We start from the raw sequence: 12,666 nt of genomic DNA on the forward strand, positions 1-12,666 counted from the left end.
TACACCTAGTTTAAATTTAACATAGGCTTAAGGAAGTGGGCAGTATGCGAACTTTCGACTAACGCCACATCTTCAGGTGTACCTTCTGCAACGATTTCACCACCGCCTTGACCACCTTCAGGACCTAAGTCTAAGATCCAATCTGCGGTTTTGATTACGTCAAGGTTATGCTCAATCACCACAACAGTATTACCGTGATCACGCAGTCTATGCAGTACCGTTAACAGCTGCTGAATATCGTGGAAATGCAGCCCTGTTGTCGGTTCATCCAAGATGTATAAGGTTTTCCCTGTATCGCGTTTAGACAGCTCACGCGCTAATTTAACTCGCTGTGCTTCACCGCCTGATAAGGTGGTTGCTGCTTGACCCAAGCGAATGTAAGAAAGACCCACATCCATTAGCGTTTGCAGTTTACGCGCAATCACTGGCACTGGATTAAAGAACTCGCGAGCATCCTCAACCGTCATCTCCAGAACCTCGTCAATGGTTTTACCCTTGTAACGAACTTCTAACGTTTCACGGTTATAGCGCTTACCTTTACATACATCACACGGTACATAGACATCCGGTAAGAAGTGCATTTCTACCTTAATAACACCATCGCCCTGACACGCTTCGCAGCGTCCACCTCGAACGTTAAAGCTGAATCGCCCCGGCTTATAACCACGAGAGCGTGATTCTTGAGTGCCTGCAAACAACTCCCGAATTGGAGTGAAGATTCCAGTGTAGGTCGCTGGGTTTGATCTTGGCGTACGACCAATAGGGCTTTGATCAATATCGATCACCTTATCAAAGTGTTCTAACCCTTTAATTTTCTTATGTGGCGCAGCTACCGCTGTGGTTGCACCATTGAGTAGGGTGTGAGCAACTTTAAAGAAGGTATCGTTGATCAGTGTTGATTTACCTGAACCAGATACTCCTGTAATACAGCTAAATAAGCCTACCGGAATGGTGGCGGTGATATTTTTCAGGTTGTTACCTGTTGCGCCTATGATCTCTACGACTTTCTTTCTATCGATTGGCGTTCTTTCTTTTGGTACGGCAATTTCTTTAACGCCGCTTAGGTATTGGCCTGTTAAAGAATTCGGATTGTCGATGATATCTTGCATAGTACCTTCGGCAACCACGTGACCACCATGAACACCGGCACCTGGGCCGATATCGATCACATGGTCGGCACAACGGATAGCATCTTCATCGTGCTCAACGACAAGTACGGTATTACCTAAGTCTCTCAGATGTACTAAGGTTTGAAGGAGGCGTTCGTTGTCGCGCTGGTGGAGGCCGATAGACGGTTCATCGAGTACATACATCACGCCAACTAAGCCCGCACCTATTTGACTTGCTAAGCGAATTCGTTGTGCTTCGCCACCTGATAGCGTTTCAGCACTGCGCGATAGGTTGAGATAATTCAAACCAACGTTAACTAAGAAGTGCAGGCGGTCATTGATTTCTTTCATTACCTTTTCGGCGATCTGTCCACGCTGACCGCTAAGCGACAAGGTTTGGAAAAATTGCAATGCGTCGGCAATACTGAGCTCAACGATCTCTGGCAATGTCGTGTCACCAATAAATACATTTCTAGCTTCTAGCCTCAAGCGAGTTCCACTACAACTAGAGCAAGACTTGGTCGAAATGTATTTCGCTAAGTCTTCACGCACCGCGCTAGACTCGGTGTCATGATAACGACGCTCTAAAGTATTGAGAATACCTTCAAATGGATGGCGCTTGACTCGAATATCACCACGATCATTGATGTATTTGAATTCCACTTCGGTGCGGCCAGAGCCTTTAAGAATGATCTCTTGAGTCTTTTTAGGAAGGGAATTAAACGGTGCATAAAGATCAAAACCATAATGTTCTGATAGTGATGTGAGCATCTGAAAATAGTAATAATTCTTTTGATCCCAACCTTTAATTGCGCCTTCTGCAATACTTAGATTTTCATCTAAAATCACTCGGCTTGGGTCAAAGTATTGTTGAATGCCAAGGCCATCACAAGTGCCACATGCACCGGCAGGGTTGTTAAATGAAAATAGACGCGGCTCAAGCTCTTGCATACTGTAGCCACACTTAGGGCAAGCAAAGTTTGCAGAGAACATGATCTCTTCTTGTTCTTGGTCATCCATCCAACCAACCACGGCAATGCCACCAGAAAGCTCTAGTGTTGTCTCAAATGATTCCGCTAAACGTTGCTGAAGGTCTGGACGAACTTTGAATCTATCTACCACGACTTCAATGGTGTGCTTTTTATGAAGTTCAAGAGTGGGCGGATCGGATAAATCACAGGTTTCACCATCAATTCGAGCACGGATAAAACCTTGAGCTGCTAGGTTTTCCAATGTTTTTACATGCTCACCTTTGCGCTCTTTGACGATAGGTGCCATTAGCATCATCTTTGAACCTTCAGGGAGATCCAACACTTTATCGACCATTTGACTGATGGTTTGCGCTGCTAGAGGCGTGTTGTGGTCAGGACAGCGTGGTTCACCAACTCGTGCATAAAGTAATCTGAGGTAGTCATACACTTCAGTGATGGTGCCGACAGTGGAACGAGGATTGTGAGAGGTCGATTTTTGCTCTATTGAGATGGCTGGAGATAACCCTTCGATGTGATCGACATCGGGCTTTTCCATAAGAGAAAGAAACTGACGAGCGTAAGCTGACAGGGATTCAACATAACGACGTTGTCCTTCTGCATAAAGGGTGTCAAACGCAAGTGACGATTTTCCCGACCCTGATAGTCCTGTGATAACAATTAATTTGTCACGAGGAATGGTTAGGTTGACGTCTTTTAGGTTGTGCGTACGAGCGCCCCTTATTTCTATTTTATCCATCTCAATAGACCGTGTAATTTTCAGTGGCTAAAGTATTACATAGAGTGAGATTTGTGCAAAGTTTTACTGGATAAAAAAACAGTAAACAAAAAGGGTGACTCAAAGAGTCACCCTTTTATAATTCGAAACGCTATGTATTACACCAGTAGTTATGCTTCTTTCTTTGTTGAGTGTTTACCTAACTCGATTTGCTTCTGGTCTTTCTTGTATAGGTTCTCAAAGCAGTAGTTGGTTGCTTCTATGTAGCCTTCAACGCTGCCGCAGTCAAAACGTTGACCTTTAAATTTGTAAGCCAATACACAGCCCGCTTTTGCTTGTTTTAGCAATGCGTCGGTAATTTGAATCTCGCCGCCTTTACCTGGTTCTGTTTGTTCGATTAACTCAAAGATATCTGGAGTGAGAATATAGCGGCCAATGATCGCTAGATTACTTGGCGCCGTTCCTTTTTCTGGCTTTTCTACCATGTCATCGACACGGAATAGATCGTCTTTGATCATCTCACCAGAAATCACACCGTATTTGTGTGTCTCTTCTTCTGGAACTTCTTGTACTGCAACAATTGAGCAGCGAAATTGCTTGTATAAAGAAACCATTTGAGCCAACACGCCTTGTTGCTCATTGACACAAAGGTCATCGGCAAGCACAACTGCAAATGGTTCATCACCAACGAGTTCGCGACCGGTCAATATAGCGTGACCGAGGCCTCTCATTTCACGTTGGCGAATATACGTGAAGTTTGCAGCTTCAATTGTCTCACGAATATTGATCAGCAGGTCTTCTTTATTGGTACCACTAATTTGGTGTTCAAGCTCGTAGTTCTTGTCAAAGTGATCCATCAATGAATGCTTACCACGGCCGGTAACAATACACATTCCATCCATACCCGCTTCGATCGCTTCTTCAACACCGTATTCAATCAGAGGTTTGTTTACTACAGGCATCATCTCTTTCGGCATTGACTTAGTTGCAGGTAAAAAACGTGTACCGTAGCCAGCTGCCGGGAAAAGGCACTTTTTGATCATGGTAAGACCCTTTATCTATAATAATAATTATTAATTCAACTTGAGTAGTTGATATTTATGAGGGCAACTCTAGCATAAGTTCTGTATGCAATTCAGCAACAAAACGTATGGTTTACTAGAATTTACCTCTAAATTATCATCAGTTTAAGTGCTCGCTTCATTATGCAAGTAAGTTCTGATTTGCCCAAGCAATTGCTTGGACTCTATTTTTAACCGCTAACTTGCGAAATATCTGATAGAGATGAGATTTGACGGTGAACTCGCTAATAAATAAATCATCGGCTATCTGAGTGTTTGATGAACCTGATTGAAGACAGCGAATAACTTGGATCTCTCGGATGGTTAAATCGACATTCGTGGGTGTCGTGTTGGTGTTGACCATGTTGCGGTAATAAAATAGCAGTTGGTTTGTTACCTTTCTCGGTAACCAGTTATCACCATCAATGACCTCTCGAAGCCCTTTTGCTATTTTGATTTTTTTCTCGGAATCATAAAATAACCCTTTTAGTACGCCATAGTTAAGGAGTTCCGAGGTAGGAAGCTGTTGCGGAACATTAAATAAAATGATCTCATTATTTTTCCATATAACGTACAAGTTAGGGAATACAGCAAGTAATTGTGGCACCGCTTTGTAATCGACGAGTAGGATACGGTTGCTCTGTTTCCTATCTACTAGCATCAAATCGTCCGTTGTCATTTTGTAGAGAGGAATAGACAAATGCTTTTCTACCGCTTTTATGTGTAGGTGAGTGTCGCTGGGATCGATGCACAGAAAGTGTAAAGTGCGAGCATATCGAGATTTTCTCATTGAAATACCTTGTATTAATGGAATGAGATTTCACGTTGTCATGCACGGATAGGCTTCTCTAGCGACATCGTTGTGTCTTGCGTTGAATATCAATTCTAAAAGTAAATGAGTGGTTTGTAAGTGGAGAAAAAAGCAACATCGCTCTGAATATCATGATTTGTTACGTTTTTATTCTTTGTTGTCGCGTGAGAATAGGAATGCGATTTATCACTGCAGAAAAGCATGCTATTCTTGTGCGCTAAAAATTTCTGATACTATGAATTTAGACGGAGCAAATCATGGCTAGCCGTGGAGTTAACAAAGTTATATTAGTGGGTAACCTAGGTAATGACCCTGAAATTCGTTACATGCCAAGTGGCAGTGCTGTAGCGAACATTACCATTGCAACGTCAGAGTCATGGCGTGACAAAGCAACTGGCGAACAGCGTGAAAAAACAGAATGGCACCGTGTTGCTCTGTTTGGAAAACTGGCGGAAGTTGCTGGTGAATACCTACGTAAAGGGTCTCAAGTTTACATTGAAGGTCAACTTCAGACTCGTAAATGGCAAGATCAAAGCGGTCAAGATCGCTACACGACTGAAGTGGTTGTTCAAGGGTTCAACGGTGTCATGCAAATGCTTGGTGGCCGTGCTCAAGGCGGTGCTCCTGCTCAAGGTGGTATGGGTAACCAACAGCAAGGTGGTTGGGGTCAACCACAGCAGCCACAACAACAGCAGCAATCACAACAACAGTACAGTGCTCCTGCTCAACAGCAGCCTAAAGCACCCCAGCAAGCTCCTCAGCAGGCTCAACCTCAATATAATGAGCCGCCAATGGATTTTGATGATGACATCCCGTTCTAGTCAACGTTTTTAATATATTATAAAGACAGTACTGAATTGGAAAAAGCCGCGTTTATCGCGGTTTTTTATTACCTGCTTTTTTATTAACTATAATTATCAATGCTTTATTTAGAACCTCAATTTATAGTATAAGTAGCAATACGGTATAATATGAGTTGAAAAGGATTTCGTTATTCATGAGATATACCCCCACACTAAAATTGAGCACCCGACTGGTCGCATTTGTCACTGTGATAGTGATCAGTGCGATGTTCATTCTTTTTATAGGTGGCACTCTTTCGTTTAAGCGTCTTGGGCAGGACTATTTAGACCATTATTTGGTGGGTATTGTCGACGTTGTCGATCGAGAGATGGAAGATCCAGACGCCGCGTATTCGATGCAACGTTGGATGCCTAAGATGTTGCAAGCCAGTAATATTGTTGAGATGAAACTCTCGAACAAGAGCGGCATCGTCTATCGTTTCAAAGATACCTCCCCACAAATTGATCCTAATCGCCTATATGAGAAAACCTTTGTTTTAGAAAGGAATGAAGGCTATCGAATCGAATTTAAGGCGCTGCCTCCTTACATCGGTTATAGCTACTCAATGGAGGCGATGTGGTCGATTACTTTAGCGGTTGTTTTGATTATTTTCTGCTTGGCTCGCGGTGTTCGATGGTTGAAAGAGCAGTTAATGGGTTCTGAAATGTTGGAAGAGCGAGGAAGAATGATCCTCGCAGGGCAGGTTGAAGCGCATGCAAAAGGGGATGAGCGTGAATGGCCTTATACGGCAAGTGAAGCTTTAGATGTATTGATAGAAGAGTTGCAAGATGCTCGTCAAGAAAGAAGCCGTTTTGATACCTTTATTCGTACGCATACCTTTTTAGATAAACTCACAGGAACGGCAAACCGAGTCTTATTTGACAATAAACTGGAATCAGCACTGCATGAAAGCGGTGCTCGGGGAGGGGTCTTATTGATTCGTATCGGCGAATGGGAACAGGTATGTGATATTAATGACAAGCAAGTGACTGATGGCTTTATTATTGAGGTTGGTCAGGTACTGTCTAATATTGTTCAACGCTATCCTGATGTCATTTTTTCTCGCTATTACGAAGCGGATTTCGCTGTGTTTATCCCTCATCAAGGAACAAAAGACATTGCTACGCTCGCAGCTCAATGTTTGAGGCAGTTAAGCAAGCTAACTCCCCCCGAGCCTCTGGAACCTGATAATTGGTGTCATATTGGTGTAACCATGTATGTAGAAGGTGAGCGACATAGTCAGGTTATGGATGAAACGGAAACCGCACTAAAAAGTGCCCAGTTGGAGCGTATTAACAACTGGAGCCGCTACCCTAAGTTAAATAAAAACGAACTTGATAGAGGCAGTGTTCGTTGGAGAACATTACTTGATAAAGCTCTGCTTCCTGAAAATTTAGTAATCTTTGTTCAGCGATGTTATCTTATGTCAGAACGTGGTCAAGTTAATGAATTGCATAGAGAAATATTTACTAGGATTCAGGATCCAGATAAAGGCTTATTGAAATCATCTCGATTTATGCCTGCGGTAGAGCAAGTGGGTTATCAAGCTCTAATGGATCAATCGGTTCTGAAGGTTGTGTTGACCTCGTTGAAAGAATCAACCCAACCTATCAATTATTCGGTTAACTTGAGTGTCTCTCCCTTTGCGAATAAACAGTATTTTAAGTGGTTCAGGAACGAACTATTACAGCTTTCCACTCAGCATCGGGCTCAGCTTGCTTTTGAGTTTCCAGAAGGGCATCTCATTGCTCATCTTGATTATATGAGACCAGTAGCAAAGATGTTGAGGGGATTAGGGTGTAAAGTTATTGCTGGTCAAGCTGGGCGAACCATCGTTAGCACTCACTACATCAAAGATTTAAAGGTTAATTATATTAAGCTTCATCGAAGTTTGATTAAGAGAATAGATCAACGGCATGAGAATCAATTGTTTGTCCGCAGTTTAATTGGGGCATGCGGTGACTCACCTACTCAAGTGATTGCGGTGGGAGTCGAAACAAAACAAGAAAAGAATACCCTGATAGAGTTAGGTATTAACGGCTATCAAGGGCGATATTTCGACGAAGAACAACAAATTATCCCTTTACCTGATCAAAGAGCAAAGGCAGTGAAAACTGAATCTGTTGTGAAAGTTGGTCGAAGAAACCGATGGCGCAAGAGTAGTAGCTAAGCATGAATTTTAAAGCGATTTTAGACAAGATTAAGCCAACGAATAACAAAGGCAGCTCTCAAGTTGTCATGTTAGGTAATGATGCTGTTTATGTTTCAGTGACAGAGCAAGAGCCGCAAGTAACCAGCATCCCTCTGGTGAATGGAGATTGGGAAAGTGCGCTGAAAGAATCGCTTAGCAGTAAAGCTTTTAACAGTAATAGCGTCCAATTAATTGTCTGTGCTAATTATTACCAAACTTATCAGATTGATAAACCGGATATTCCAGAGAGCGAGTGGTCGGTTGCACTGCCTTTCTTACTAAAAGATCTTGTCTCTGAAAGAGTGACAGAGATTACGGCGAGTGCGGTTGCGCTGCCCACGTCGAACAAGTTACAAGCCTATGTTTTGCCCAAAAAACTGTTAGATAAGTTAGTGAAGATCACTCTTGCTGCACAAGTTGAGCTTAAAGGTGTTGTCCCTGAAGATGAAATATGGGGTGGCAGTGCCGGTGAACTTTCTAATTTTCTTCTTTTACAGCGTAGTGCTAACACGCACTTTAAGTTGGGCGCATTTGTTGAAAATACCGTTTGTTTTCAAAGAACAATCCGCAGTGTAGTCCCACCTTTAACCGGTGTAGCATCAAGTGCTTTACAGTTAGATGGGCTTGCTTTAGAGCTTCAACGTTCGATTGATTACCTTTCTTCTCAAATTAAAGGTACTCAACTTCATCAACTGAAAATTTGCTGTGATGAAGAGGATGAAGCGGAATTACAAGACGCGTTAAATAACACACTAAGTTCGACGGTTTCTTTATTAGTTGAAGAAGAGCGCGAAAATTCAGAGAGCTTGTTGGTTAAACTCGCGGCTGAAAAAGATGTGTTTAGCGTCAATCTTTATCCTGATCACCTCAGGCCTAAAAAAGAATTTTTCACTTTAGAAAATGTTGCCGCGAGTTGGGGGCTTGTGTGTGTATTGCTGCTTGGTGGTTATTTTGTGATGCAATATAAAACGTCAAATTTAGATAAAGAGCTTACGGTTTTACAACATAAATCGACCCAACTTAACCAACAAGTTAAGCAATTGAATAATAAGTTGATTCAGCATAAACCGTCTCCTGAGAAAGTGGCGGCCGTTGCGCGTCTCAAACGTGAGACTCAGGCAAAGAAAGAGGCGTTGAAGGCGGTTGGGCAATACGATCAATCACAACAAGTCGGGTATTCTGGCGTCATGAATGCCTTAGCCAAATTGGGCCGAGATGACATCTCGCTTTCGCAGATCTACATGACTCACAATACTTTAGATCTTAGTGGTTTTGCTCGTAACGCAAAGGTCGTTCCTAACTGGATTGGTCAGTTTAAAAGTGAACTGAATCTTGTTGGGCGTGCTTTTGAAAAGTTAAAGATAGGCCGCAATGACCAAGATGTTGTTACGTTTGAATTAAATACTCGCAGGGAGAGTAAATAGTGCAACAGTGGAATCAGCTTAGCGATAAGTTTCTTGCATTAAGTCAGAGAGAGAAGTGGCTACTTTTTGTGTGTGGTTTTGTTGGCTTATTCATGTTGCTATTTAGCTTAGTGGTTGAGCCAGCTTATAACGAGTTGCAAGCTAAAGAAAATCAATTAATGAGCCTTAGCCAGTCGAATCAAAGACAGCAAGGTGAGTTGCTTGTGCTGCAAGCGAAACTCAATAGAGACCCCGACAAAGACATTAATCTTGAGTATAAAAAACTGCTAGTGGAGAGCCAAGAACTGTCGCTTCAGTTAGCCGAGGTAGTGGATGGACTGATCTCTCCCTCTCAAATGTCGCAGTTGCTGGAAAGTGTCCTTAATGCAGGCAGTGGGCTTAAGCTAGAATCTTTAGAATCGTTAAAACCAGAAGCAATTTCAAACAATCAAGAAACTAGTGAATACTCAGGTTACTTTCTTCATCCTGTGAGAATGGAACTGACGGGCAGCTATTTTGATATTTCAGCTTACCTTCAATCGCTTGAGTCTCTCCCTGTGAGCTATTACTGGCGCACATTTCAGTATTCGGTCGAAGAATACCCTAAAGCTCGACTGGTGTTTGAGGTTTACACGCTAGGCACAAGACAGGAGTTTATCGGTGGTTAGAACGTTATTGTTGTCCTTACTTTTTAGTAGCTCAATGGCTTGGGCCGAACAAGATCCTACGGCGCCATTAGGTTGGCTAACGCCACAGCAAAAAACAACGCCAGCTAAAAAGGCGTCAACTCATTACCGCTTGCCATCATTGGAAAGTATTGTTTGCAAAGGGGATACGCCTTGCTATGCGATTCTGAACGGTCAGATTCTCGGCCAAGGGGAAACGATCACAGGGTATCGAGTTAAGAATATAGATCCAGAATACGTCACTCTGCAGAGAAGCTCTAAGCAGTGGAAATTAGAGATGTTCTCTTTAGATATTAAGAATAATTAAGGTTTGAGTGAAGACATGCGTAAACTTGTAGTAGCAATCTTAGTGTCCTCTTTAGTCGGTTGTTCGATGGGGCACCGTGATCCTGTTGAGATAAAAGAGTCTTTGAACCAATCGATCAATGAAGCGAATAGCAAAGCGCTTCGTGATCTTCCTTCGTCGGTACAAGATGACCTGATGCCTCAGCTTAACTCTGATGCTATGTCACCGGGAATGGAAACGGCTAAACGTTTCCGTATTCAGGCGAAAGGTGTTGAGGCGAGAACCTTTTTTGCTAGCTTAGTCAAAGGCACCGAATACAGCGCGGCTATTCACCCAAGCGTTACCGGGAGTCTCACTTTAAACCTGACAGATGTGACGTTAGATGAAGTACTGTCTGTTGCTCAGGATATGTATGGCTACGATATTGAAAAGCGTGGCAAGGTGATTCAGGTTTATCCTGCCGGCCTTCGTACTGTGACTATTCCTGTTGATTACTTACAAGTGAAGCGTTCTGGTCGATCATTGACGACCATCACTACCGGCACGATCTCCAACTCGGACAACAGCTCGTCGAACTCTTCAAGCTCCGACTCTAACTCGTCGAATTCATCAAACTCTTCTAACACATCAAACTCTACATCGAATGGTGGTACAGAGATTGAAACGACATCTGAAAGTGATTTTTGGCCACAACTGGAAACGGCGGTTGCTCATTTAATTGGTTCAGGTGACGGACAAAGTGTCGTGGTTACGCCACAAGCCAGTGTGATTACCGTGCGCGCCTACCCAGATGAAATTCGTGAAGTGCGTCAGTTCTTAGGCATTTCTCAAAAACGCTTGCAGCGCCAAGTCATCTTGGAAGCCAAAATCATGGAAGTCACCTTGAGTGATGGCTATCAACAAGGGATTAGTTGGTCGAATTTGTCTAAGTCGATTGGTAACGGTGGTGTGGTTATCGAACGCCCTGCAAAGGCGCTACCTCCGTTAGATGCGATCAGTTCTCTACTTGGTGGACAAACTAACGTGACTATTTCAGACGGTAGTTTCGAAGCGGTATTGAGCTTTATGGATACTCAAGGTGATCTCAATGTTCTATCGAGCCCACGAGTAACGGCTGCGAATAACCAAAAAGCAGTGATAAAAGTGGGTACAGACGAATACTACGTGACGGATTTATCAAGCTCGGTCGGCAGTGGTGACAATGCGAATGTGGCTCCTGAAGTTGAGTTGACGCCGTTCTTCTCTGGTATCTCGTTAGATGTAACACCTCAGATAGACGATAAAGGCAGCGTATTCTTACATGTTCACCCTGCCGTGATTGAGGTAGAGGAAGAAGTGAAAGAGCTGAACCTAGGTTCAACAACGGGGTTAGTACAACTTCCGTTGGCGAAAAGCTCTATTCGTGAATCAGATTCCGTGATTCGAGCGCGAGACGGCGATGTGGTTGTTATTGGTGGTTTGATGAAATCCAACACCAGTGATGTGACGTCTAAAGTTCCATTCCTCGGTGATATCCCTGCATTAGGCCATTTGTTCCGAAATACCAACCAGTTGACTCAAAAAACGGAGCTTGTGATTTTGCTTAAACCAACGATCGTAGGTGTGAATACTTGGCAAACAGAGTTAGAACGCTCTCGAGATCTTTTACAGCAGTGGTTCCCTGATGAAGAGTAATCAATCACTTTCTCAATGTAGATTGGCAGTGTCTCACTAAGCTGGAGCGTCGAATGTATCAAGCCCACTTTGGTTTTGAACAACTGCCATTTACACTAACGCCGAATACCGATTTTTTTTATGGTTTAGCGCCTCATTTCGAGGCCATTCAAACGGTCATCTCGGCGTTGGAAATGGGTGAGGGCGTGATTAAGGTGACGGGCGAAGTGGGTACTGGAAAAACCATGGTTTGCCGGATGTTAGTCAATCACTTACACGACTGTACCGCCTTAATTTACCTGCCAAATCCGGTACTTTCTGGTGCAGACTTACGTCAAGCTGTTGCTAAAGAGCTGGGTTTGACTATCGATAACCAAGCTACCTTGGTCGACAATATTCAACATAAGTTGATTGAGTTGCACAACGCCGGGTTAAGAGTGGTCGCGATTCTCGATGAGGCTCAAGCGCTATCGGATGAAGCTCTCGAAACATTAAGGTTGTTCGGCAATCTTGAAACTGAAGACAAAAAACTGCTGCAGATTGTTCTATTAGGGCAGCCAGAGTTGGACTCTCGATTAGCGGCTTACCACCTCAGGCAATTTCGCCAGAGAATCACGTTCAGTTCGACATTGAGGGCGCTTACGCTCGATGAAACCGTTGCGTATATTGATAATCGGATCGCTAAGTCTGGCGGTAACCCTGAACTGTTCAGTTTGAATCAAAAAAAGGCGATTTGTCGCTCATCGTTAGGTATTCCAAGATTGATTAATCAACTGTGTCACAAGGCTCTGTTACTTTCGTTTAGTGAAGAGAAGAAAAGTATTGATAACCAACATCTTTTTTCAGCTATGCATGAGACATACGATGTGTGTAAGCCTAAATTTAAAACGCCAATATTGTGGGGTTGGAATTAGTT

10 protein-coding genes are annotated in these 12,666 nt (G+C 43.2%); 7 read left to right on the forward strand and 3 right to left on the reverse strand.

Going from position 1 to position 12,666, the window contains the following annotated elements; all coding sequences use genetic code 11:
- Positions 1-5: 5 nt before the first annotated feature.
- From uvrA to OCU50_RS01560, 3 genes are all read right to left on the reverse strand, one after another.
- Positions 6-2,837 (reverse strand): excinuclease ABC subunit UvrA, encoded by a 2,832-nt coding sequence (gene uvrA / locus OCU50_RS01550; RefSeq protein WP_060467070.1) that lies wholly within the window; start codon positions 2,835-2,837, stop codon positions 6-8.
- A gap of 149 nt (positions 2,838-2,986) precedes the next feature.
- Positions 2,987-3,859, reverse strand: a complete 873-nt coding sequence (galU, locus tag OCU50_RS01555) for a UTP--glucose-1-phosphate uridylyltransferase GalU (RefSeq protein WP_060467071.1) — start codon at positions 3,857-3,859, stop codon at positions 2,987-2,989.
- A 160-nt stretch (positions 3,860-4,019) separates the two neighbouring features.
- Complete coding sequence (locus OCU50_RS01560; RefSeq protein ID WP_060467072.1) at positions 4,020-4,667, reverse strand: LuxR C-terminal-related transcriptional regulator; 648 nt, start codon at positions 4,665-4,667, stop codon at positions 4,020-4,022.
- Positions 4,668-4,945: 278 nt separating this feature from the next.
- Here OCU50_RS01560 and OCU50_RS01565 point away from each other — a divergent pair, with 278 nt between their 5' ends.
- The 7 genes from OCU50_RS01565 (at position 4,946) to OCU50_RS01595 (ending at position 12,664) form a co-directional block, all read left to right on the forward strand.
- Positions 4,946-5,509 (forward strand): single-stranded DNA-binding protein, encoded by a 564-nt coding sequence (locus OCU50_RS01565; protein ID WP_017055929.1) that lies wholly within the window; start codon positions 4,946-4,948, stop codon positions 5,507-5,509.
- 176 nt (positions 5,510-5,685) lie between these two features.
- Positions 5,686-7,701, forward strand: a complete 2,016-nt coding sequence (gene csrD, locus OCU50_RS01570; protein ID WP_060467073.1) for an RNase E specificity factor CsrD — start codon at positions 5,686-5,688, stop codon at positions 7,699-7,701.
- 2 nt (positions 7,702-7,703) lie between these two features.
- Positions 7,704-9,146 (forward strand): hypothetical protein, encoded by a 1,443-nt coding sequence (locus tag OCU50_RS01575; RefSeq protein WP_060467074.1) that lies wholly within the window; start codon positions 7,704-7,706, stop codon positions 9,144-9,146.
- Complete coding sequence (gene gspM, locus OCU50_RS01580; protein ID WP_082710314.1) at positions 9,146-9,793, forward strand: type II secretion system protein GspM; 648 nt, start codon at positions 9,146-9,148, stop codon at positions 9,791-9,793. The genes OCU50_RS01575 and gspM overlap by 1 nt, the downstream gene beginning before the upstream one ends.
- On the forward strand, positions 9,786-10,118 hold the full coding sequence (locus OCU50_RS01585; RefSeq protein ID WP_060467076.1) for a hypothetical protein: 333 nt from the start codon (positions 9,786-9,788) through the stop codon (positions 10,116-10,118). Before gspM ends, OCU50_RS01585 begins: the two co-directional genes overlap by 8 nt.
- A gap of 15 nt (positions 10,119-10,133) precedes the next feature.
- The gene (gene mshL, locus OCU50_RS01590) at positions 10,134-11,771 is read left to right on the forward strand and encodes a pilus (MSHA type) biogenesis protein MshL (RefSeq protein ID WP_060467077.1); all 1,638 of its coding nucleotides are present in this window, start codon (positions 10,134-10,136) and stop codon (positions 11,769-11,771) included.
- A gap of 53 nt (positions 11,772-11,824) precedes the next feature.
- A complete protein-coding gene (locus OCU50_RS01595; protein ID WP_060467078.1) occupies positions 11,825-12,664 on the forward strand; it encodes an ExeA family protein in 840 nt (279 codons plus the stop codon).
- Positions 12,665-12,666: the final 2 nt, after the last annotated feature.

The sequence above is a fragment of the Vibrio toranzoniae genome, assembly GCF_024347655.1.
Classification (GTDB): Bacteria; Pseudomonadota; Gammaproteobacteria; order Enterobacterales; family Vibrionaceae; genus Vibrio; species Vibrio toranzoniae.